Raw genomic sequence first — 23,372 nt, forward strand, 5'->3', positions numbered from 1 at the left:
AAGCCAACGAAGCCTTCGCCGCCCAGGCCCTGTCCGTGGGCCAGGAGCTGGGCTGGGATGCGAGCAAGGTCAACGTCAACGGCGGCGCCATCGCCATCGGCCACCCCATCGGCGCCTCCGGCTGCCGCGTGCTGGTGACCCTGCTGCACGAGATGATCAAGCGCGATGTGAAGAAGGGCCTGGCAACCCTGTGCATCGGCGGCGGGCAGGGCGTGGCCCTGGCCATCGAGCGCTGATCGCCACGAAGCCGCTCCCCAGGGAGCGGCTTCGCCCTCCCAAGGCCCCATCGCCAACACGACGCCCTCCCGCCTTTTGCTAAACTGCGCGCCCCTTACACGAGACGCCGCGCATGCCCTCCGTTCTCCTCCCGGCGCTGCGCGCCGCCCTCGACGCCCGCCAACCGCTGCTGGCCGAACTGAAAGCTCAGGGCACCGACTGCTACCGGCTGTTCCACGGCAGCCAGGAAGGCGCTCCCGGCCTCACCGTGGACCGCTACGGCCCCCAGCTGATGGTGCAGAGCTTCCACCAGCCCCTGCAGCGCGACGCCCTGCTGGCCCTGGTCGAGACGGTCAACGCCCACCTGGGCGAGGCGCTGCTGCCGGTCTACAACGACCGCTCCGGCAGCAACTCCCGCGTCGACCGCAGCGACCCGGTGTACCAGGCCGACGACGCGGCCCTGGCGGACCAGGTCGGCCATGAATGGGGCCTGGCCTACCGGGTGCGTGGTCGTCATCCCGGCCAGGACCCGCTGCTGTTCCTCGACCTGCGCAACGCCCGGGGTTGGGTGAAGGCCAACAGCGCCGGCAAGTCGGTGCTCAACCTGTTCGCCTACACCTGCGGGGTCGGCCTGGCCGCCGCTGCCGGCGGCGCCCGCGAGGTGTGCAACCTGGACTTCGCCGAAGGCAACCTGGCCGTAGGCCGGGAGAACGCCGCCCTCAACCCCGGCCTGGTGTCCATGCAGTTCGTGCAATCGGACTACTTCCCGGCCATCCGACAACTGGCCGGCCTGTCCATCGCCCGGCGCCATGGGCAGCGGCTGCCCAGCTACCCGCGCCTGGAAGCACGCCGCTTCGACCTGGTGTTCCTCGACCCGCCAGCCTGGGCCAAGAGCGCCTTCGGCACCGTCGACCTGCTGCGGGACTACCAGAGCCTGCTCAAGCCCGCCCTGATGGCCACGGCGGACGACGGCGTGCTGGTGTGCTGCAACAACCTGGCGAAGGTGGGGATCGAGGAATGGCGCGACCAGGTGCTGCGCTGCGCCAGCAAGCTCGGGCGCCCGGTGCGCGACTGCGAGCAGCTGCTGCCGGCCGCCGACTTCCCCTCCCAGGACGGGCGCCCGCCGCTGAAGACCCTGGTGCTGCGATTCTGAATCGAGACACCGCCGACGATTCCAGTCGGCGCCGTCTGTCGGAACCTTAAGGGCGTGCCATACTCCAACCCACCTCCGCCGGGATAGTCGACGCCGCACCATGTACAAAGGATTGAAACGCGCCACGTGCGCCTTGCTGATCGTCCTCGCCTTCTACGCCCTGCTCGGCTTCCTGATCCTCCCGGGAATCGCCCTGCGCGTCGTCAACCAGCAGTTGGCCACCTATGCCAAGGTTCCGGCATACCTGGAGCGGCTGCAGCTCAACCCCTTCAGCCTCGAACTGACCCTCTGGGGCCTCGAGATCGGCGAGCCGGACAAGCGCCAGGTGGGTTTCGAGCGTCTGTACGTCAACCTGGAGCTGGACAGCCTCTGGACCGGCGCCCTGCACCTGGCCGCCGTCGACCTCGACAAGCCCACCACCGAGGTGCTGTTCGCCAAGGACGGCACGCTGAACCTGACCCAGCTGTTCCAGCTGCCCCCCAGCGAGCCCAAGGCCGACGAACCGCCTGCCGGCGATCCGTTCCCGGTGCGCATCGACAGCATCCGCCTGGCCAAGGGTGGCGTGCGCTTCCAGGACCTGCGCCCGAGCGAGCCCATCGAATTCGTCTACGACGCCCTCGACCTGGAGCTGAAGAACCTCAGCACCCTGCGCGACGACAACGCCGACATGCTGCTGGTGGCCACCGGGCCCTACGGCGGGCGCATCGACTGGAAGGGCAGCCTGAGCCTGCTGCCGCTGACCTCGGAAGGCGAACTGAAAGTCACCGACGGCAACATGAAGGGCTTCTGGCCCTACGTGCGGGACGCGGTGCCGCTGGTGCTGGACAAGGGCACCGTCAGCCTGTCCACCCGTTACCACCTGAGCCTGGCCGAAGGCACCGCGCTGAAGCTGGAGCAGACGGCCATCAAGGTGGCGCCCTTCGCCATCAAGGCGCCGGACGGCCGACCGCTGGTGAACCTGGAAAGCCTGGAAGTCAGCGACAGCGCACTGGACCTGGCCAAGCAGCAGGTGGTGGTCGGCAAGATCCGCAGCCAGAACCTGGAGACCTGGGCCGCCCGCGAAGCCGACGGCCAGCTCGACTGGCAGAAGCTGTTCGCCAGCGAAGCCAAGGCCCCGGCGAAATCCCCTGCCACTCCGGACGCGAAACCGGCCGACGCGGCGGCCAAGCCGGCCCCTGCTGCCGCGCCTGCCAAGCCCTGGCAGGTGCTCCTGCGTGACACCCAACTGCGCGGCTACAAGGTCCACCTCGCCGACCGCGCGCAGAAGGATGCCGTGCAGATCGACGTCGGCCCGCTCAACCTCGACCTCAAGGATTTCGACAGCCTGGGGCAGTCGCCCTTCCAGCTGGCCCTGGACACCGGCATCGGCAAGCAGGGCAAGCTCAAGGCCGAAGGCCAGGTGCAACTGACCCCGACCACCGCCAAGCTGAAGGTGGAGACCCGCGACATCGACCTGCGGGTGGCCCAGGCCTACCTGGCCCCCTTCGTCCGCCTGGAACTGCGCAGCGGCATGCTCGACAGCAACCTGGACGTCGCCCTCACCAGTACCGAGCCACTGGCCCTGACCATCACCGGACGGGCCCTGGTCAACCAGCTGCACACCCTGGACACCCTCAAGCAGCGCGACTTCGTGAAGTGGCAACAGCTGCTGGTGGAAGGCCTCGACTACCGCCACGGCAGCAGCCTGAGCATCGCCAAGGTGGGCATCAGCCAGCCCTATGCGCGCTTCATCATCAACGAGGACCTCACCACCAACGTCAGCGACCTGGTGATCAAGCAGCCTGCCGATCCCAAGGCCAAGGCCGAACCGGCCGGCAAGCCGCTGGACATCCACATCGGCGCGGTGAGCATCAGCAACGGCTCGGCCAACTTCGCCGACTTCAGCCTGACCCCCAACTTCGCCACCGCCATCCAGCAGCTCAACGGTGAGATCAGCACCCTCGACACCCGTACCCGCACCCCCGCCAAGGTGAGCATCGACGGCAAGGTGGATCGCTACGCGCCGGTGACCATCAAGGGCGCGCTGACCCCCTTCGACCCGCTGGACTCCCTGGATATCGCCACCAGCTTCAAGCGCGTCGAGCTGACCACCCTGACCCCCTATTCCGGCAAGTTCGCCGGCTACCGCATCCGCAAGGGCCGCCTCAACCTGGACCTGCACTACCAGATCGAGAAGGGCCAGCTGAAGGCCGACAACCACCTCGTGCTGGAAAACCTGCAGCTCGGCGAGCGGGTCGACAGCCCCGATGCGGTGGACCTGCCGATCCGCCTGGCGGTGGCCCTGCTCAAGGACACCGAAGGCAAGATCGACATCCAGCTGCCGGTGGCCGGCAACCTCAACGACCCGCAGTTCAGCGTCGCGCCCATCGTCTGGCAGACCCTGCGCAACCTGGTGCTGCGTGCCGCCCAGGCCCCCTTCAAGTTCGTCGCCGGGCTGGTCACCGGCGGTGGCGAGCACGACCTCAGCAACGTGCCCTTCGACGCCGGCAGCGCCGAGCTCTCCGCCGACGCGCAGAAGGGTCTGGACACCCTCGCCCAGGCCCTGCAGGAGCGCCCCGCCCTGCGCCTGGAGATCGAAGGCATGAGCGCCACCGCCGTGGACGGGCCGTTGCTGGCCGCTGCCCGACTGGAGCGCGAGTACCAGAGCACCTACTACAAGATCGCCCAGCGCCGCGGCGACAAGGTGCCCGCCGACGCCTCGCTGATGGAGGTGCCGGACAGCGAGAAGCCGCCGATGCTCGAAGGCATCTACCGCGCCCGCCTCAAGCAGCAGCCACCGGCCGAATGGGCCCAGCTGGGCAGCGACGAGCGCGCCGCGAAGATGCGCGACGCGGTGGTCGGCTCCTGGGCCCAGAGCGAACTGCTGCTGCGCCAACTGGCCCAGGCTCGCGCGGCGGCCATCAAGGCCTACCTGGTGGACCGTGGCGGCCTGCAGGACGAACGGGTCTACCTGCTCGATGTCAGCCTCGGCGAAGCCGGCCAGGACCGCCGCGTGGACACCCCGCTGCAACTGGGCACCGAATGACGCGGAATTCGGTCCCGCCTGTGCAGTCCAACGGCCAGGCGTGACCCTGCGCACACGCCGCCCTGCTGACAGGCGCAATAGGGCGGCGTAGGCTGGACCCCGTTCAACTGGATGGAACCCTTCGTGAAAGCCCGATACCTGCTTGCCCTGCCCCTTCTGCTGCTGAGCGCAGCCCATGCCAACGCCTCCTCCACCCTCCGCTGCGGCAACGGCGGGCTGGTCAGCCTGGAGGACAGCACCTCCCAGGTCCTGCGCAAGTGCGGTGACCCCGCCAGCCGCAACAGCCTCGGCTACCGCAACGTGGTGGACCGCTACGGCCAGGAGAGCGAAGTCCTGGTGGAAGAATGGGTCTACGGGCCGCGCAACGGCATGTACCAGTTCCTGCGTTTCGAGGGGAACAAGCTGCGCAAGATCGAGAGCAAGCGCGGCGACTGACAGCCCAGAACCGGCAGTGCTAGGCTCTGCCGTCCTTTTCAACCGGACAGGATGCCCAACCATGATTCGACGTCTGCTCCCCCTGCTCGCCCTGCCCTTTGCCGTGGCGAGCCTCGATGCCTCGGCAGCGACCTTCCGCTGCGGCAGCGCCCTGGTCAGCGAAGGCGACCGCGCCGTGGAGGTGCTGCGCAAGTGCGGCGAGCCCGCCGCGCGCAACCTCATCGGCTACTCCGAGACCCGCAGCGGCCGTCAGGAAATGCAGGTGGAGGAATGGGTCTATGGCCCCGTGAACGGCATGTACTACTACCTCGACTTCATCGGCGGCCGCCTCAGCACCGTCGAAAGCAAGCGGAACTGACCCGCTCGGCTGAACCCTCTACGCGACAAGGACGTCACGCTTGGTCATCCTCCCCGCCGAACACCCCCTGGACTGGAAACGCCCGCCGGTCGTCACGCTGTTCCTCGTCGTGCTCAACGCGCTGATCTATTTCGTCTACCAAGGCGGCGACGCGGCACGCTCCGAGGAGGCGGTGCGGACGTATCTCGATGCCGGTCTGCTCAACCGCGAGCGCGCACTGTTCGTCGAGAGCCTGAGCAAGCGCCATGAACTGGACCCGGAGGAACGCCGCGCCCTCGACTCCGCCCGCCGGAACGACCTGGCGCTCTACGCCCTGCGGGACCTGGAGTTCGAAGATGAACTGCACCGTTCGGCCGCCTACCAGGCGGACCCGGCCTGGCAGCGCGCGCGGGCTCCCGCCGAGGCCGCACGGGACAGCCTGAGCAGCTACCGCTTCGGCTTCATCCCCAAGCGCTTCACGGTGGAGGGGTTGTTCGGGGCGATGTTCCTCCACGGCAGCTTCGATCACCTGCTGGGCAACATGATCTTCCTGTTCATCTGCGGCTTCGCCCTGGAGCGTGCGCTGGGCGCAGCGGCCTACCTGGGGCTGTACCTGGCCAGCGGCCTGGCCTCGCACCTGCTGTGGTGGGCGATGGACCCGGGCTGGGTGCCCGGCATCGGCGCCTCGGGCGCGGTGGCGGGGCTGATGGGGATGTACATCGGCGTCTACGCCCTGCGGCGGATCAACTTCTTCTACTGGCTCGGCCCGATGATGGGCTACTTCAAGGCCCCCGCCCTGTGGATCCTGCCCATCTGGATGGGCAAGGAACTCTACGGGCTGCTGCTGGCCAACGGCCACGTCAACTACTACGCCCACCTGGGGGGCCTCGCCTCCGGCTTCCTCGGCACCTGGCTGCCCCGGCGCATCGGCGCGCTGAAGGTGGACGAGCAGTACCTGGCCAAGGAAGACCCGGACGCGCCGTTCAAGCGCGAACTGGCCGCGCTGGAAGCCCTGATCGGGCGTTTCGCCCTGGACCAGGTGCCGGAACGCGGGCTGGACCTGCTGGCCCGCTACCCCGGGCGGGTGGCGTTGCTGGAGCGCCTCTACCCGGTTGCCCGCACCCGCAAGGACAAGCCCCTGGCCAGCGCCGTGCTCAAGCAGGTCTTCGCCCTGCCGGACCCGACGCCTGCACGGGGCCTGTTGCTGCAGATGGCCACGGACCTCAGCGCTCCCGAACAGCAGTGGCTGCAACACCCGGCCGTGCTGGCCAACCTGCTGCAACGACTGCTCAAGCTGGGTGAAGGCCCGGCCGGCCTGGGGGTGTGGAGAGTGATCGCCCGGCAGGCGCCGGCCCCTGCACAACTACCGGTGATGACCCTGGCGCTGGCCAAGCAACTGGGGCAACGCCAGGACCTGCGCGGCGTGGCGGAGCTGGCCGCCTTCCTCAACAAGGCCTTCCCCGACGCCGAGCAGACCCGGCAGCTTGGCCTCTACCGCGCGCACCTGGCCCGCTAACCCCGGAAACGACGATCCCCGCCGAAGCGGGGATCGAGGTGTACAGGTCAGGCTCAGAGGCGGCTGCTGAAGTCACGCAGTTCGTCCTGCGCGCGTTCCTTGCTCCAGCCGTAGCGCTCCTGAAGCTTGCCCACCAGGTATTCGCTGTGGCCTTCGGCGATATCCAGGTCGTCGTCGGTCAGGTTGCCCCAGCGCTCCTTGATGCGGCCACTGAGTTGCTTCCACTTGCCTTTGATGATGTCAGCGTTCATGGCATTGCCTCCTCGGGTGGACGCCGCCCCGCAGGGCGGCGCCAGGGATCATTCGGCGGACTTCAGGCCGTCGGCGGCGACAGCGGTCACGCCCTTGATGGACTTGGCGGTGCTGATGGCCAGGTCGCGCTCGGCATCGCTGGAAACCACGCCGGACAGAGCAACCACACCTTTGTTGGTCTCGACCTTGATGTCCAGGGCGCTGAGGTTCTTGTCGGCCAGGAAGCTGGATTTCACCTTGCTGGTGATCCAGGTGTCGGACACGGCTTCTTCAGCCTTGTCGACGGTGTTGGCAGCCAGTTGGGTAGGGGCGGCCTGGGCGGCGAACACGTTGCCGGCCAGGGGCAGGCTGAGGGCGGCGGCAGCTACGGCGGCAAGGGTGACGCTGTGGAAGGACTGTTTCATGAGGATTCTCCTGTTACTCACAATGTTCTGCAGCCTTGTCCTGTCTGCAGTCACTGTAGGTATCGCAAGGCCTGTGCCAGCCTTGATCAACAGAATTAATCCTTTTAAATCAATTACTTATAAATTAACCACAGCACCGCTCGGCTTGCAGATTGCAGGATGCAGCCAAGCGGCGCGTGCACTTTGCACGACCACTCAGCCCGCCAGGCGGGCCAGGGTGGACTCCAGCGCCGTCACTTCGCCGAGTAACGGCGTGGCCGGGTAGCGGGCCCGGATGAAGGCGAGCAGCTTGCCGGCCTGCTCCACCTGGCCAAGCTGTTCGGCCAGGGCCCGGGCTGCCAGCAAATAGGCACGGGGGACGTTGGGGTAGTCCGGGAAGCGCTGGTGCAGGTTGCGCAACAGGCTGATGGCTTCCTTGGCCTTGTGGCGATCCACCAGGGCTGCGGCGATGCGCTCGCAGACCTGCGGGTCCTCCGGCAGGTAGTCGGCCTTCAACCGGCGGGCATTGAGCAGGGCGCTGGCCCCCAGCGCCGGGTTCTCGCGGGCGGCGATGGGCAGGTAGTGGGCAAGGTGGCGCAGGCAGCGGGCGGTTTCGTTGAGGCCGAACAGCAGCTGGTGGAAGCGCTCGTTGAGGCGCAGGTCGTTCGGGTCCCGCTCCAGGGCGGCGGTGAGGGTTTCCAGCGCGGCGGCAGTCTGTCCTTCCTTGACCCGCACTTCGGCTTCGGCGAGGGCGCGGCGGCGGCGCCACTCCGGCTCGGGGTAGCCCTCGTGCCCGCCCTCTTCGGCAATCGCGAAGCCCAGGGCGCCCTGATACTGGAACACCGCGTAGCCCATCATGGCGCACATGACCACGCCGAAATAACCGAACAGGAAGGCGGCGATGGGCATCAGCACCACGCGCGGCAGGCCGTGGGCCAGCAACACGGTGACGTAGCCGGGCGACTGCCAGAGGATGAACAGGAACACGCAGAGGATCAGGTAGCGCCAGCCCATGGCCTTGATCACGTCGCCGAGCTGTTCGGGGCTCAGCGCGGCACCGAGCTCCTTGTTCAGGGCCAGGCGGATGATGCTCGCCGGCATCAGCAGCATGAGGCCGATGTTCACGGCCCAGAACAGGGCCTCGCTGTGGAAATCGGCGGCCAGCCAGAGCACGGCGAAGGCCACCAGGAACACCACCAACTGCTTGATGAACAGCAGGAAGCCTTCGCCGACGAAGGCAGTGGCCAGCCCGGGGGCCTCGCGGGAACCCTCGCTGGCCGCTTCGATGACGCTGTGGAAGTACTTGGTGGCGATGCTGAACAGCGCGACCCAGAGGATGATCGAGCGCGGCATGAACAGGCTGGCCAGGCCGAGCACGGCGGCAAAGGCCAGGGGGCCGGTCTGCAGGCCGTAGCGGAAGAACTGCGGAATGCGTTCCCAGAAGGGTTGGGCGGTGTTGGCGGCGCCCAGGAAGTGCAGTTGCGCGCGGCACAGCGGGCAGGCCGGGGATTCGTCCGGGCGTTCGGCGTTGAGGGGGATGCAGCAGTCACCGAAGTGACGGTCGCAGGCCGGGCAGTGCCAGGTGGCGGGTTGGGCCTGGTGGTACTTGCAGTAGGTCTTTTCCATGACCTGGAATCCTTGTCGGCGACTGGCGGCGCGCCATTCTCCGAGAAACGAAAGAGGGCCCGCAAGGGGCCCTCTTTCATACAGCCGACCGGTTATCAGACGCCGGAAGCTTCAGCAGCCTCGACATCCTTCATGGACAGCTTGATGCGACCGCGGTTGTCCACGTCCAGCACCAGGACCTTCACTTCCTGGCCTTCCTGCAGGACGTCGGTGACCTTGTCGATGCGCTTGTCGCTGATCTGCGAGATGTGCACCAGGCCATCCTTGCCGGGAAGGATGTTGACGAAGGCACCGAAATCAACGATGCGCTCGACCTTGCCGACGTAGACCTTGCCGATCTCCGCTTCTGCGGTGATGGCCAGAACGCGCTGCCTGGCGGCCTCGGCGGCTTCCTTGGTCTCGCCGAAGATCTTCACGCTGCCATCGTCTTCGATGTCAATGGAGGCCTTGGTCTCTTCGCAGATACCGCGGATGGTGGCGCCGCCCTTGCCGATGACGTCGCGGATCTTGTCCGAGTCGATCTTCATGGCCAGCATGGTCGGGGCGTTTTCGGACAGCTCGCTGCGGGACTCGGCGATGACCTGGTTCATCTGGCCGAGGATGTTCAGGCGTGCTTCCAGTGCCTGCTCCAGGGCGATCTCCATGATCTCTTCGGTGATGCCGTTGATCTTGATGTCCATCTGCAGGGCGGTGACGCCCTTGGCAGTACCGGCCACCTTGAAGTCCATGTCGCCCAGGTGGTCTTCGTCACCCAGGATGTCGGTCAGGACGGCGAACTTGTCACCTTCCTTCACCAGGCCCATGGCGATACCGGCCACCGGAGCGCGCATCGGCACGCCGGCGTCCATCAGGGCCAGGGAGGCGCCGCAGACGGAAGCCATGGAGCTGGAACCGTTGGATTCGGTGATCTCGGACACCACGCGGATGGTGTAGGGGAACTCGTCGCCCTTCGGCAGCATGGCGGCGACGCCACGACGGGCCAGGCGGCCGTGGCCGATTTCGCGGCGACCGGCGCTGCCCATGCGACCGCACTCACCGACCGAGAAGGGCGGGAAGTTGTAGTGCAGCATGAAGGCGTCCTTGCGCTCGCCTTCCAGGGTGTCCAGCAGTTGGGCGTCACGGGCGGTGCCGAGGGTGGCAACGACCAGGGCCTGGGTTTCGCCACGGGTGAACAGGGCGGAACCGTGGGTCTTGTCCAGTACGCCGACTTCGATCTTCAGCGGGCGGACGGTGCGGGTGTCACGGCCGTCGATACGCGGCTTGCCGTTGACGATGTTCTCGCGAACGGTGCGGTATTCCAGCAGGCCGAAGGTATCCTTCACCTCACCAGCCGGGAACTGGCCGGCTTCCTCGCCAGCGAAGCGGGCGACGACCTGGTCGCGCAGCTCGTCGAGGCGGTTGTAGCGGTCCTGCTTGATGGTGATGGTGTAGGCCTGGGAGATGGCCTCGCCGAACTCGGCCTTGATGGCACTGAGCAGGGCGGTGTTCTCGGCGGGAGCGGTCCAGTTCCAGGTCGGCTTGCCCGCTTCGGCGGCGAATTCCTTGACGGCATTGATCACGGCCTGGAATTCCTGGTGAGCGAACAGCACGGCGCCCAGCATCTGGTCTTCGGTCAGTTCGTCAGCTTCGGATTCGACCATCAGCACAGCGTCCTGGGTACCGGCCACGACCATGTCGAGGCTGGAGGCCTTGAGCTGCTCGTAGTTGGGGTTCAGCAGGTAGCCGGTGCTCTCGTGGTAAGCCACGCGGGCCGCGCCGATCGGGCCGGCGAACGGAATGCCGGAGATGGCCAGGGCAGCGGAAGTACCGATCATGGAGGCGATGTCCGGATCAGTCTTCTTGTTGGTGGAGACGACGGTGCAGATGACCTGCACTTCGTTGAGGAAACCTTCGGGGAACAGCGGGCGGATCGGGCGGTCGATCAGGCGGGAGGTCAGGGTCTCTTTCTCGGAGGGCCGGCCTTCACGCTTGAAGAAGCCACCGGGGATGCGGCCGGCGGCGTAGGTCTTTTCCTGGTAGTGCACGGACAGCGGGAAGAAACCCTTGCCCGGGTCGGCCTGCTTGGCACCGACCACGGTCACCAGGACGGTGACATCGTTATCAACGGTGACCAGAACGGCGCCGCTGGCTTGACGGGCGATACGGCCAGTCTCGAGGGTGACGGTCGATTGACCGAATTGGAACTTCTTGATTACCGGGTTCACGGTGTTTTCCTTCTCTTTTGTTGCCTTGGGGGAAATCTGCGAAAGGCGCGGGAGTCGGACCCGCCGTCTTCCTCAAAAAGCCTGAAGCTGGAAACCAGAAGCTGGAAGCAAGCGCGATGTCCTGCTTCCAGCTTCCGGCTTCCAGCTTCCAGCTCGAATGCGTCTTAGCGACGCAGACCCAGACGACCGATCAGGGCGCTGTAACGAGTGGTGTCCTTACCCTTCAGGTAGTCCAGCAGCTTGCGACGCTGGTTAACCATGCGGATCAGACCACGACGGGAGTGGTGGTCTTTGCCGTTGGCCTTGAAGTGATCCTGCAGCTTGTTGATGTTGGCGGTCAGCAGTGCGATCTGCACTTCCGGAGAACCGGTATCGCCTTCAGCTTGCTTGTACTCGTTAACGATCTGGGCTTTTTCAGCAACGCTCAGTGCCATGATGGGCTTCCTCTGAGAGTAATAGGCCGGGAACGAATCCCGTGTTTTAAAAAGAGGTGTGACCGTGCCTATTAACAGCCACCCTCGAATCGGTCATTCCGACCGAATCAGTCGACGTGGCGCTATGCGCCCGTCATCGCTCACTTCACCGATGCCGATGAAGCGACCGGTATGATCCTGCACCCGCAGCATGCCGAACTTCGGCGCTTCGGGAGCCCTTACCGGCTGCCCATGCAGCCAGTAATAGGCACTGTGTTCGCTCAGTTGCACCAAGGGCCAGTGCTCCAGGCCACTGTCGGAGGGGAGCAGGAAGCGGTCGAGCGCTTCGTTGCCACCTTCGGCGTGGGCCTTCTCCAGTTCCTCGAGGCTGATGGCCTGGGACAGGTTGAAGGGACCGGCCTGGGTGCGACGCAGTTCAGCGACGTGACCACCACACCCCAGCACCTGGCCAAGGTCCTCGACCAGGGTGCGAATGTAGGTGCCTTTGCTGCAACTGACGGAAAGCGTGGCCTTGGTTGAATCGAAGGCCAGCAGTTCCAGGCGCGCAATAGTAACAGAACGCGCCTCGCGCTCCACTACTTCGCCGGCACGTGCCAGCTTGTAGAGGGGCTGCCCGTCCTTCTTCAGGGCCGAGTACATCGGCGGCACCTGCTGGATCTCACCACGGAAGCGCCCCAGGGCCGCCTCCAGCTCGTCGCGACCAACGGTCACGTCGCGCCGTTCGAGCACCTCGCCCTCGGCATCGCCGGTGGTGGTGGTGACGCCCAGCTGGGCAACGGTCTCGTAACCCTTGTCGGCGTCCAGGAGGTACTGGGAGAACTTGGTGGCTTCACCGAAGCACAGGGGCAGCACGCCCGTGGCCAGGGGATCGAGGCTGCCGGTGTGGCCGGCCTTCTCCGCATTGAGCAGCCAGCGGACCTTCTGCAGGGCCTGGTTGGAGCTCATGCCACGGGGCTTGTCGAGGATGAGGATGCCGCTCACATCACGGCGGATACGCTTGACCTGGGCCACCGTCAGTCCTCGTCACCCTGATGCCGGCGGTCTTCGGCGACCGCACGCTCGATCAGTGCGGACAGCTCGGCGCCACGGCGGATGCTGGCATCGTAGTGGAAGTGCAGCTGGGGCACGCTCCGCAGCTTCATGGACTTGCCCAGCAGCATGCGCAGGTAGCCGGCAGCGTCGTTGAGTATCTCGGTGTTGAGACGGATGACCTCGGCGTTGTCGTCCTGGCCCATCACGGTGATGAAGATCTTGGCATGGCCGAGATCCCGCGCCACTTCGACGCCGGTGATGGTGACCATGCCCAGGCGCGGGTCCTTGACCTCACGCTGGATCAGCAGGGCCAGTTCGCGCTGCATCTGGTCACCGATGCGCTGGGTGCGGCTGTATTCTTTTGGCATAAATCGGTACTCACTCAAAAACCAAAAAGCCGGGAGCTGGAACTGGCGGTGTCAATCACCCCGCGCAGCACCCGGCTCCCAGCTTCTGGTCAGTGGCCACTCAGAGCGAGCGGGCCACCTGGACCTTCTCGAAGACCTCGATCTTGTCGCCGACCTTCACGTCGTTGTAGCTCTTCACGCCGATACCGCACTCCATGCCGTTCCGCACTTCGGACACGTCGTCCTTGAAGCGGCGCAGGGATTCCAGTTCGCCTTCGAAGATCACCACGTCGTCGCGCAGTACGCGGATCGGGCGGTTCCGATGGACAGTACCCTCGATGACCATGCAGCCGGCGATGGCGCCGAACTTCGGCGAGCGGAACACGTCGCGTACCTCGGCGGTACCCAGGATGTTCTCGCGCACATCGCTGCCAAGCATGCCGGTGAGGGCCTTCTTGACGTCCTCGATGATGTCGTAGATGACGTTGTAGTAGCGCAGGTCGATGCCTTCCTGCTCGACGATCTTGCGCGCACCGGCGTCGGCACGCACGTTGAAGCCGAACAGAACGGCATTGGAGGCCAGTGCCAGGTTGGCATCGGACTCGGTGATGCCACCGACGCCGCCACCGACCACACGCACCTGGACTTCGTCGTTGCCGAGGTCGGACAGGGCACCCTGCAGGGCTTCCAGAGAACCACGCACATCGGACTTGAGCACGATGTTGAGGGTCTTCTTCTCGTCCTGGCCCATGGTCTCGAAGATGTTTTCCAGCTTCGAGCTGTGCTGACGAGCCAGCTTGACCTCGCGGAACTTGCCTTGACGGAACAGGGCCACTTCACGGGCCTTCTTCTCGTCGGCTACCACGGTCATATCGTCACCCGCATCCGGGGTGCCGTCGAGGCCGAGGATTTCCACGGGGATCGACGGACCGGCTTCCTTGATGGACTTGCCGTTCTCGTCGAGCATGGCGCGAACGCGACCGTAGTTGACGCCCACCAGGACCATGTCGCCCTGACGCAGGGTACCGTCCTGGACCAGCAGGGTGGCCACCGGGCCACGGCCCTTGTCCAGGCGGGACTCGACCACGACACCACGACCGGGAGCGGACGGGGTAGCGGTGAGTTCGAGTACCTCGGCCTGCAGCAGGACAGCTTCCAGCAGCTCGTCGACGCCGGTACCGGCCTTGGCCGAAACGGGCACGAACTGGGTGTCGCCGCCCCACTCCTCGGGGATCACATCCAGAGCGGCCAGGCCGTTCTTGATGTTGTCCGGGTTGGCTTCCGGCTTGTCCATCTTGTTGATGGCGACCACGATCGGCACGCCAGCGGCTTTCGCGTGCTGGACCGCTTCCTGGGTCTGCGGCATCACGCCGTCGTCAGCCGCCACCACGAGGATGACGATGTCAGTGGCCTTGGCACCACGGGCACGCATGGCGGTGAACGCGGCGTGACCGGGGGTGTCGAGGAAGGTGACCATGCCGCGCGGGGTTTCCACGTGGTAGGCACCGATGTGCTGGGTGATGCCACCGGCTTCGCCCGACGCCACTTTGGCGCGACGGATGTAGTCGAGCAGCGAGGTCTTGCCGTGGTCGACGTGACCCATGACGGTCACGACCGGTGCACGGGAGAACGACTCGCCTTCGTACTTCAGCGATTCGGCCAGTTGGTCTTCCAGGGCGTTCTCGTTGACGAGCTTGACCTTGTGGCCCATCTCCTCGACGACCAGCTGCGCGGTCTCGCGATCGAGCACCTGGTTGATGGTGACAGGACTGCCCATCTTGAACATGAACTTGACCACTTCGGCGCCCTTGACGGCCATCTGGGCCGCCAGCTCTGCCACGGTGATGGTCTCACCGATGCTGACTTCTCGCACGATCGGCCCCGTCGGGCTCTGGAACCCGTGCTGGTTGCGCTTCTTGAGCTTGGACTTGCCACGGCCACCGCGACGGTAGCTGTCGCTCTCTTCCTCGGTGCTGCGCGGAGCAATACGCGGCGACGGCACCTTTTCCTTCTCCTTGGCGGAGGGACGGTGCTGGGCTTGCTTGCGGTCGCGACGGTCGTCTTCGTCACGGGCACGTTCCGGACGGCGAGGCTCTTCGCGACGACGATCGTCGGCAGCGCCTGCTGCGGCGGGTGCCGCAGCAGCGGCGCCGGCAGCCGGAGCCGCCTGGGCTGCGGGAGCAGCAGCCACTGCTGCCGGAGCCTCGGGGCTGCGAGCAGCGTCCTTGGCACGGGCGTCCACCTCACGGCGGGCCTCTTCTTCGGCGCGGCGCTTGGCCTCTTCCTCGGCCTTGGCGCGTGCGGCCTCTTCGGCGGCACGCTGCTCTTCCAGCTCGCGCTGCTTCTCGGCTTCGATCTCGTCAGGGCTGCGCTTGACGTAGGTCTTCTTCTTGCGCACTTCGACGCTGATGGTCTTGCTGCCCGCCACCTTCAGGGTGGTCGTGGTCTTGCGCTGCAGCGTGATCTTGCGGGGCTCTTCCAGGCGCTCGCCATGGCTGCTCTTCAGGTGCGCGAGCAGCGCCTGTTTTTCACTGTCGGTCACCACCTGGTCGGCGCTGCTGTGAGGCAGGCCTGCCTCACGCATCTGCTGCAGCAGGCGCTCCACCGGTGTATCGACCACCTTGGCCAGTTCTTTCACCGTGACTTGCGTCATGCACTTCTCTCCTCAGGCCGCACTGCTTACTCGAACCAATGGGCTCGGGCGGCCATGATCAGCTTGCCGGCACGCTCTTCGTCCATGCCGTCGATGTCGAGCAGGTCGTCGATCGACTGCTCGGCCAGGTCTTCGCGATTGATTACGCCACGCACTGCCAGTTCGACCGCCAGCTCCTTGTCCATGCCCTCGAGTTCCAGCAGGTCCTCGGCGGGCTGGGCATCGGCCAGCTTCTCTTCGGTCGCGATCGCCTTGGTCAGCAGGCGATCCTTGGCGCGGGCGCGCAGCTCGTTGACGATGTCCTCGTCGAACCCATCGATGCTCAGCATCTCTTCCATGGGCACGTAGGCGATCTCTTCTAGGCTGGTGAAACCTTCCTCCACCAGCACCTGAGCCAGCTCTTCATCCACGCCGAGTTCATCGACGAAGGACTGCATGATGTCGCCGGTCTCGGCCTGCTGCTTGGCCTGGATGTCCGCCTCGGTCATCACGTTCAGGGTCCAGCCGGTCAGTTGGCTGGCCAGGCGAACGTTCTGGCCGCCACGGCCGATGGCCTGGGCGAGGTTGTCCTCGGCAACGGCGATGTCCATGGCATGGGCATCTTCGTCGACGATGATCGCCGCCACTTCGGCCGGAGCCATGGCGTTGATGACGAACTGAGCGGGGTTGTCGTCCCACAGGACGATATCGACACGCTCACCGCCCAGTTCACCGGAAACAGCCTGGACGCGGGAGCCACGCATGCCGATGCAGGCGCCCTGCGGGTCGATGCGCTTGTCCTTGGAGCGAACGGCGATCTTGGCGCGCGAACCCGGGTCACGGGAGGCGGCCATCACTTCGATCAGCTCTTCGGCGATTTCCGGCACTTCAATGCGGAACAGCTCGATCAGCATCTGCGGCGCGGTGCGCGAGAGGATCAGTTGCGGACCACGGTTCTCGGTGCGGATTTCCTTCAGCAGGGCCCGAACACGGGCGCCGACGCGGAAGGTCTCACGGGGGATGATGTCCTCACGGGCCAGCAACGCCTCGGCGTTGTTGCCCAGGTCGACGATCACGTTGTCACGGGTGACCTTCTTGACCGTACCGGAAATGATGTCGCCCAGCTTCTCGCGATAGGCCTCGACCACCTGTGCACGCTCGGCTTCGCGCACCTTCTGCACGATGACCTGCTTGGCGGTCTGGGCAGCGATGCGGCCGAACTCGATGGATTCGATCTTCTCTTCGATGACGTCGCCGATCTTGGCATTCTCGTCACGGGCCTGGGCCTGGTCGAGGGTCAGCTGGATGGCCGGATCCTCGAAGTTCTCGTCGTCCACCACCGCCCAGCGGCGGAAAGTGTCATAGCTACCGGTGTGCCGGTTGATGGACACACGCAGGTCAACCTCGTCCTCGAAGCGCTTCTTGGTAGCGGTGGCCAGTGCCAGCTCCAGCGCTTCGAAAATCACACCTGCCGGCACCCCTTTCTCGTTGGATACCGACTCTACAACCAGCAGTACTTCTTTGCTCATCGTACGCCTCGCCTTTCGCAATCCATTGGACCCGCGGGATCCGCGTCTCAGTCAAAACGGGGAATGATGTTGGCCTTGTCGATCAGGTCGATCGGCAACAGGTACTCGTGATCCTCGACGAGAACCACCACATCCTGTTCCTCCACCCCGCGGAGGAGACCCTGGAAGTTGCGCCGGCCCTCGTAGGGAGAACGCAACTTGATTTTCACGAGCTCTCCGGCATGGGCCGCGAACTGCTCGAGTCTGAACAAGGGACGATCCATGCCGGGCGAGGACACCTCAAGGGTGTATTCGCTGGAGATGGGATCTTCCACATCAAGAACGCCACTGATCTGACGACTGACCTTTTCGCAGTCGTCGATGAGGATGCCGTTCTCATGATCGATGTAGACGCGCAGGAGCGAATGGCGCCCCTGGGACAGGAACTCGATACCCCAGCACTGATAGCCGAGCGCCTCGACCACCGGGGCCAGCAAGGCCTGCAACTGTTCTAGCTTGCTCGACACCTGTTTGCCCTCGCATGCCGTAGAAATAAAAAATGGGCGTAACGCCCATCATGAAAGCCATCCGGAACCGATGGCAAAGTGATCCAGCTAGCAAAAAGCCCCTTAAAAGGGGCTCTGCTTGAACTGGTTGCGGGGGCTGGATTTGAACCAACGACCTTCGGGTTATGAGCCCGACGAGCTACCAGACTGCTCCACCCCGCGTCAAAGCTGGGCCCGGAGTATACGACCAGACAGACGCCCGGTCAACCTGACACTCCTCCAGCAAGAAAGCCCGCTACTGCGGGCTTCCTTGTCTTGCATGGTACCGAGGAGGGGACTCGAACCCCTACAGCCTATGGCCACTACCACCTCAAGGTAGCGTGTCTACCAATTCCACCACCTCGGCAAAACTTGCCTTACTTCTGCTCTGGAGCCTGCGGAACGTCACCTGCAGATTCTGCGGGCTTCTGCTCTTCGAGCACCGGCACATCATCAGATGCCGGCTTTTGCTGCTGAACCTCGATGGCGGCCGGATCCGGCAGACCAACGTGACTCAGAGCTTCAGCCTTTTGCTTAGCAAAGAATGCTAAACCCAGACTGGTAATGAAAAAAACCGCGGCGAGTATACCAGTAAAGCGACTCAGAAAGGTAGCAGAACCTTGGCTTCCGAAAACAGTACCCGAAGCACCTGCACCAAACGAAGCGCCTGCATCCGCGCCTTTACCATGTTGCAGCAACACCAGAACCACAACGCCGATGGCGACGAGCAGGTGCACCACGATAACGACAGTTTCAAGCATCTCGTCAGTTTCCTGCGGCACGACAAATCGCACCGAACTCATCTGCATTCAGGGAGGCTCCACCCACAAGCCCCCCATCAATATCCGGCATCCCGAACAATTCAGCCGCACTGGCAGCCTTCACACTGCCGCCGTACAGAATTCTCACACCCGCCGCCACTTCGGCACTCTCAGCCGACAATTGCGAACGGATCGCAGCATGAACTTCTTGCGCCTGAACAGGAGAAGCCGTCAACCCGGTACCGATGGCCCAGACAGGCTCATACGCGATTACCGCAGAAGAGAAGGCACCAACACCCAACTCTTCGATGACGCTACCAATCTGCTCACCAACCACACGCAGGGTTTCGCCTGCCTCACGCTGCTCGCGGGTCTCGCCGACACAGAGAATCGGAACCAGACCGCACGCCTGAGCCGCAGCAAACTTGCGACTCACAACATCATTACGCTCACCAAGAATCAAACGACGCTCGGAGTGACCAACGAGGACCCACTTGCAGCCTGCATCTTCCAACTGAACCGCAGCAATCTCCCCGGTAAGGGCAGCCTGCATGGGCTCTATCGCGCAATCCTGGGCACCGATGGAAATAGAGCCACCATCGAGCACTTGAGCAACCTGGGCGATGTACAGGGAAGGCGGGATGACCACCACATCGACATCAGCCGGCACAACCTGCTGACGAAGACCTTTGATCAGCTCTGCGACGCTGGCGCGGGTACCGTGCATTTTCCAGTTACCAGCTACCAAAGGGCGACGCATGCCGTACCTCGTCGATCAAAGTGGGCGCAGATGTTATCCGAGATTTTTCCAACTAGCAAGCGAAATCAAGCACATACCTCGGAAACAACCTTCACGAGCTCCTCGGCGTAAGTGCGAACCTGCTTTTCGTCGTCCCCTTCCACCATCACACGCACCAGCGGCTCGGTCCCGGACTTGCGCAGCAGTACTCGCCCGCGCCCCGCCATGCGTTCGGTGACCCTGGCACAAGCATCTTTAACGGCCGGGTGCTCGACAGGATCCAGACCTTCCCCGCTGTAGCGGACATTGAGAAGAACCTGCGGGCACTTGCGCATGCCCTGGCGAGCCTCCGCCAGCGACTGGCCACGGCGCTGCAGGGCCAGCAGCACCTGCAGCGCCGCAATCAAGGCATCGCCGGTGGTGGTGAAGTAGCTGCAAAGGATGTGTCCAGAATTTTCCCCACCCAGGGTCCAGCCACGCTCATGCATCTCGGCAATCACATAGCGATCGCCGACCTTGGCACGAGTAAAGGGAATCCCCATCTCGGCAAGCGCCAGCTCCAGACCAAGATTGGTCATGAGCGTACCCACGACGCCATCATTGCTGAGCTTGCCCCGCTCCTGGAGGTCGCGGGCAATGATGTAGAGCAGCTCATCCCCGTCCACGATGGCGCCCGTGTGGTCGACCATCAGCACGCGGTCGCCGTCGCCATCGAAGGCAATACCGATGTCCGCATGCTGGGCCACGACCTCGGCCTGCAAGGCCTGCATATGGGTGGAGCCGCATTTGTCGTTGATGTTCAGGCCGTTGGGCTGCGCCGCAAGCACCGAAACGTTGCCTCCCAACTCACGGAACACACTCGGCGCCACCTTGTAGGTCGCACCATGGGCACAGTCGACGACGATCTTCATGCCGCCCAGGTCCGTGCTCATCGGCACCGTGCTCTTGCAGAACTCGATGTAGCGCCCCGCCGCGTCGTTGATCCGGGAAACCTTGCCGAGGTTGGCCGACTCCACCACCTGCATCGGCTGGTCGAGCAGCTCCTCGATCATCAATTCGACTTCATCGGAGAGCTTCACACCCTGGCCGGAGAAGAACTTGATGCCGTTGTCGCTGTGGGGGTTGTGGGATGCGCTGATCACGATGCCCGCATCCGCCAGGAAGGTGCGCGTCAGGTAGGCAATCGCCGGCGTGGGCATGGGACCCAGCAGCATCACGTCGGCACCGGCGGCAGAGAGACCAGCCTCCAGGGCGGACTCGAACATGTAGCCGGAGATCCGCGTGTCCTTGCCGATGAGGATTCGGCACTTGCCCTGCTTGCGGAACGCCATGCCCGCCGCCCAGCCGAGCTTGAGCATGAAGTCCGGAGTGATCGGGAATTGCCCAACGTGCCCACGAATGCCGTCGGTGCCAAAGTACTTTCTGCTCATCTACTGCTCCGCGATTCCTACTCCGCCGCTTCGACTGCGGCGATCATTCTGATGACATCAACCGTCTCGGCCACATCGTGCACCCGCAGGATGCACGCGCCCTTTGAGACGGCCAGGGCTGCCAGCCCAAGACTGCCGTACAGGCGCTGGTCGACATCACGCCCCAGCACCTGACCGATCATGCTTTTCCGCGACACACCGACCAACAGGGGGCGACCGAGACGCCCCAGCTCAGCCAGATGACGAAAAAGCACGAGATTGTGCTGGAGACTCTTGGCAAAGCCGAACCCGGGATCGAGCACGATTCGCTCTTCAGGAATACCGGCTTCGCTGCAGGCTCTCATGCGCTCCTGCAGGAACTCACCGACTTCTCGGACGACATCGTCGTAGGCAGGCGCATCCTGCATGCTGCCGGGCTCTCCACGCATGTGCATCAGGCACACGGGAAGTCCACTGTCCGCGGCAGCATCCAGCGCTCCATCCCGGCGCAAGGCTCGCACATCGTTGATGAGGCCCGCGCCCAACCTGGCGCCTTCCCGCATCACGGCAGGGGTGGACGTATCCAGGGAGATGACGACATCCAGCTCGCGCGCAATCGCCTCGACCACTGGCGCGACACGCTCCAGCTCCTCGGTAGGCGAGACCGGGCGAGCGCCAGGCCGAGTCGACTCCCCGCCGACATCGATGAGCGTCGCTCCGGACGCCACCATGGCGCTGGCATGACGCAGCGCGGCATCGCGCTGACTGAAGCGACCGCCATCGGAAAAGGAGTCGGGAGTTACGTTAAGGATGCCCATGACATGCGGGCGCCCCAAATCAAGAACCCGGTTGCCGCAAGGCAACCGGGTCGGGTACTGCATGGAACTCATCAAGAATCCTTAGTGTTCGCCAGCGGGACCACCGATCGGATTCTCCGGGCGAGGCGACTCCTCACGCGGAGCGGACTTGCCGGAGGTACCCGAGCCACCTTGCCAATCCTTCGGCTCGCGCGGCTGGCGCCCCGCCATGATGTCGTCGATCTGGTCGGCGTCGATGGTTTCGAATTTCATCAAGGCCTCGGCCATCATGTCGAGCTTGTCGCGGTGATCCACCAGGATCTGCTTGGCGGTGGCATAGCAGTGATCGATGATGCTACGCACTTCCTGATCGATGAGCTGCGCGGTCTGCGCCGATACATTCGAGTGCTGGCTGCCAGCACTGCGCCCCAGGAAGACCTCGCCCTCTTCTTCCGCATACATCAGTGGACCGAGCTTCTCGGACAAGCCCCACTTGGTCACCATGTTCCGCGCGATCTGGGTCGCACGCATGATGTCGTTGGATGCGCCCGTGGTCACGCCGTCGAAGCCCAGGGTCATTTCCTCGGCGATCCGGCCGCCGAACAGCGAGCAGACCTGGCTGATCAGCGCGCGCTTGGACAGGCTGTAGCGATCCTCTTCAGGGAGGAACATGGTGACACCCAGCGCCCGGCCACGCGGAATGATCGAAACCTTGTAGACCGGATCATGCTCCGGAACGATGCGACCCACGATCGCGTGACCGGCCTCGTGGTAGGCGGTATTGAGCTTCTCCTTCTCGGACATGACCATGGTCTTGCGCTCGGCACCCATCATGATCTTGTCCTTGGCCAGTTCGAACTCACGCATCTCGACGATGCGCTTGTTGACACGGGCAGCGAAGAGCGACGCCTCGTTGACCAGGTTCGCCAGGTCAGCCCCCGAGAAACCGGGCGTGCCACGGGCGATGACAGCAGGATCCACGTCGTCGCCAACCGGCACCTTGCGCATGTGCACCTTGAGGATCTGCTCGCGCCCACGGATGTCCGGCAGGCCTACAACCACCTGGCGATCGAAGCGGCCCGGGCGGAGCAGCGCCGGGTCGAGCACATCCGGTCGGTTGGTGGCGGCGATCACGATGATGCCGTCGTTCATTTCGAAACCGTCCATCTCCACCAGCAACTGGTTGAGGGTCTGCTCGCGCTCGTCATGACCACCACCCAGGCCGGCGCCGCGATGGCGACCGACGGCGTCGATCTCGTCGATGAAGATGATGCAGGGGGCGTGCTTCTTGGCCTGGTCGAACATGTCGCGTACACGTGAGGCACCTACGCCAACGAACATCTCGACGAAATCAGAACCGGAAATGGTGAAGAACGGAACCTTGGCTTCGCCCGCAATCGCCTTGGCGAGCAGGGTCTTGCCGGTACCGGGCGGGCCAACCATCAGCACGCCACGGGGAATGCGGCCGCCCAGGCGCTGGAACTTGCCCGGGTCACGCAGGAACTCGACAAGCTCGCCGACTTCTTCCTTGGCTTCGTCGCAACCCGCGACGTCGGCCAGAGTAGTCTTCACCTGGTCCTCGGACAGCAGGCGGGCCTTGCTCTTGCCAAAGCTCATCGGCCCACCACGGCCACCGCCACCGCCCTGCATCTGGCGCATGAAGAACATGAAGACCGCGATGATCACCAGGATGGGGAAGCTGGCAACGAGCAACTGGGTCCAGATGCTCTGCTGCTCGGGCTGACGCCCCTCGATGACCACGTTGTTGTTGACCAGGTCACCGATCAGGCCGTTGTCCTGGATGGCAGGCCGGATGGTCTTGAAGGTATCGCCATCATTGCGCTTGCCGGTGATGACATAGCCATCGACGGTGACGCGCTCGACCTTGCCGTCCTTCACCTGCTGGATGAAGTCGGAATAGTTCAGCGTCTGCGGTTCGCTGGGGCTGGAGAAGTTGTTCATCACCGTGACCAGTACGGCGGCGATGATCAGCCACAGGATCAGGTTCTTTGCCATGTCGT

The 23,372-nt window shown here is 64.4% G+C and carries 20 protein-coding genes, 2 tRNA genes and 1 pseudogene; 6 read left to right on the plus strand and 17 right to left on the minus strand.

Features of this window, described 5'->3' with window-relative positions; all coding sequences use genetic code 11:
* The 6 genes and pseudogenes from BM198_RS12630 to BM198_RS12655 all read left to right on the plus strand — a co-directional run.
* Window positions 1–236: pseudogene (locus BM198_RS12630) on the plus strand (acetyl-CoA C-acetyltransferase); the annotation flags it as partial.
* 113 nt (window positions 237–349) lie between these two features.
* Window positions 350–1,369 (plus strand): class I SAM-dependent rRNA methyltransferase, encoded by a 1,020-nt coding sequence (locus tag BM198_RS12635; protein WP_074970371.1) that lies wholly within the window; start codon window positions 350–352, stop codon window positions 1,367–1,369.
* A gap of 100 nt (window positions 1,370–1,469) precedes the next feature.
* Complete coding sequence (locus BM198_RS12640; RefSeq protein WP_074970373.1) at window positions 1,470–4,394, plus strand: DUF748 domain-containing protein; 2,925 nt, start codon at window positions 1,470–1,472, stop codon at window positions 4,392–4,394.
* A 111-nt stretch (window positions 4,395–4,505) separates the two neighbouring features.
* On the plus strand, window positions 4,506–4,829 hold the full coding sequence (locus BM198_RS12645; protein WP_044413772.1) for a DUF2845 domain-containing protein: 324 nt from the start codon (window positions 4,506–4,508) through the stop codon (window positions 4,827–4,829).
* Between the two features lie 61 nt (window positions 4,830–4,890).
* Window positions 4,891–5,187: a DUF2845 domain-containing protein gene (locus BM198_RS12650; RefSeq protein WP_044413769.1), complete on the plus strand. Its 297-nt coding sequence runs from the start codon at window positions 4,891–4,893 to the stop codon at window positions 5,185–5,187.
* Window positions 5,188–5,227: 40 nt separating this feature from the next.
* The gene (locus BM198_RS12655; protein WP_074970375.1) at window positions 5,228–6,682 is read left to right on the plus strand and encodes a rhomboid family intramembrane serine protease; all 1,455 of its coding nucleotides are present in this window, start codon (window positions 5,228–5,230) and stop codon (window positions 6,680–6,682) included.
* Between the two features lie 53 nt (window positions 6,683–6,735).
* Here BM198_RS12655 and BM198_RS12660 read toward each other — a convergent pair whose 3' ends face one another.
* The 17 genes from BM198_RS12660 to ftsH all read right to left on the minus strand — a co-directional run bounded on the left by BM198_RS12660 (window position 6,736) and on the right by ftsH (window position 23,367).
* Complete coding sequence (locus BM198_RS12660) at window positions 6,736–6,933, minus strand: CsbD family protein (RefSeq protein ID WP_069561625.1); 198 nt, start codon at window positions 6,931–6,933, stop codon at window positions 6,736–6,738.
* Window positions 6,934–6,981: 48 nt separating this feature from the next.
* Window positions 6,982–7,338, minus strand: a complete 357-nt coding sequence (locus tag BM198_RS12665; protein ID WP_044413760.1) for a BON domain-containing protein — start codon at window positions 7,336–7,338, stop codon at window positions 6,982–6,984.
* Window positions 7,339–7,533: 195 nt separating this feature from the next.
* A complete protein-coding gene (locus BM198_RS12670) occupies window positions 7,534–8,943 on the minus strand; it encodes a DUF4013 domain-containing protein (RefSeq protein ID WP_074970377.1) in 1,410 nt (469 codons plus the stop codon).
* Window positions 8,944–9,038: 95 nt separating this feature from the next.
* On the minus strand, window positions 9,039–11,147 hold the full coding sequence (gene pnp / locus BM198_RS12675; protein ID WP_074970379.1) for a polyribonucleotide nucleotidyltransferase: 2,109 nt from the start codon (window positions 11,145–11,147) through the stop codon (window positions 9,039–9,041).
* A gap of 164 nt (window positions 11,148–11,311) precedes the next feature.
* Window positions 11,312–11,581, minus strand: a complete 270-nt coding sequence (gene rpsO, locus BM198_RS12680) for a 30S ribosomal protein S15 (RefSeq protein WP_044413751.1) — start codon at window positions 11,579–11,581, stop codon at window positions 11,312–11,314.
* Between the two features lie 93 nt (window positions 11,582–11,674).
* Window positions 11,675–12,592 carry a tRNA pseudouridine(55) synthase TruB gene (gene truB / locus BM198_RS12685; RefSeq protein ID WP_044413749.1) on the minus strand — a complete coding sequence of 306 codons (918 nt, stop codon included), beginning with the start codon at window positions 12,590–12,592 and terminating at the stop codon, window positions 11,675–11,677.
* A 2-nt stretch (window positions 12,593–12,594) separates the two neighbouring features.
* On the minus strand, window positions 12,595–12,981 hold the full coding sequence (rbfA, locus tag BM198_RS12690) for a 30S ribosome-binding factor RbfA (RefSeq protein WP_044413746.1): 387 nt from the start codon (window positions 12,979–12,981) through the stop codon (window positions 12,595–12,597).
* Window positions 12,982–13,081: 100 nt separating this feature from the next.
* Window positions 13,082–15,613 carry a translation initiation factor IF-2 gene (gene infB / locus BM198_RS12695; RefSeq protein WP_074970381.1) on the minus strand — a complete coding sequence of 844 codons (2,532 nt, stop codon included), beginning with the start codon at window positions 15,611–15,613 and terminating at the stop codon, window positions 13,082–13,084.
* A 26-nt stretch (window positions 15,614–15,639) separates the two neighbouring features.
* Window positions 15,640–17,121: a transcription termination factor NusA gene (gene nusA / locus BM198_RS12700; protein WP_044413740.1), complete on the minus strand. Its 1,482-nt coding sequence runs from the start codon at window positions 17,119–17,121 to the stop codon at window positions 15,640–15,642.
* 47 nt (window positions 17,122–17,168) lie between these two features.
* Window positions 17,169–17,627, minus strand: a complete 459-nt coding sequence (gene rimP, locus BM198_RS12705) for a ribosome maturation factor RimP (protein WP_044413736.1) — start codon at window positions 17,625–17,627, stop codon at window positions 17,169–17,171.
* A gap of 124 nt (window positions 17,628–17,751) precedes the next feature.
* Window positions 17,752–17,828 (minus strand) — tRNA-Met (locus BM198_RS12710).
* A 98-nt stretch (window positions 17,829–17,926) separates the two neighbouring features.
* Window positions 17,927–18,012: transfer RNA gene (locus BM198_RS12715), tRNA-Leu, on the minus strand.
* Window positions 18,013–18,022: 10 nt separating this feature from the next.
* On the minus strand, window positions 18,023–18,406 hold the full coding sequence (gene secG / locus BM198_RS12720; RefSeq protein ID WP_069561634.1) for a preprotein translocase subunit SecG: 384 nt from the start codon (window positions 18,404–18,406) through the stop codon (window positions 18,023–18,025).
* Between the two features lie 4 nt (window positions 18,407–18,410).
* Window positions 18,411–19,166: a triose-phosphate isomerase gene (gene tpiA / locus BM198_RS12725; protein ID WP_074970383.1), complete on the minus strand. Its 756-nt coding sequence runs from the start codon at window positions 19,164–19,166 to the stop codon at window positions 18,411–18,413.
* A gap of 65 nt (window positions 19,167–19,231) precedes the next feature.
* Window positions 19,232–20,575 (minus strand): phosphoglucosamine mutase, encoded by a 1,344-nt coding sequence (glmM, locus tag BM198_RS12730; RefSeq protein ID WP_074970385.1) that lies wholly within the window; start codon window positions 20,573–20,575, stop codon window positions 19,232–19,234.
* 17 nt (window positions 20,576–20,592) lie between these two features.
* Entirely contained in the window at window positions 20,593–21,444 is an 852-nt protein-coding gene (gene folP / locus BM198_RS12735) for a dihydropteroate synthase (protein ID WP_074970386.1), read from the minus strand.
* A gap of 9 nt (window positions 21,445–21,453) precedes the next feature.
* The gene (gene ftsH, locus BM198_RS12740; protein ID WP_044413721.1) at window positions 21,454–23,367 is read right to left on the minus strand and encodes an ATP-dependent zinc metalloprotease FtsH; all 1,914 of its coding nucleotides are present in this window, start codon (window positions 23,365–23,367) and stop codon (window positions 21,454–21,456) included.
* Window positions 23,368–23,372 lie beyond the last annotated feature (5 nt).

The sequence above is a fragment of the Metapseudomonas otitidis genome (genome assembly GCF_900111835.1).
Lineage (GTDB): Bacteria > Pseudomonadota > Gammaproteobacteria > Pseudomonadales > Pseudomonadaceae > Metapseudomonas > Metapseudomonas otitidis.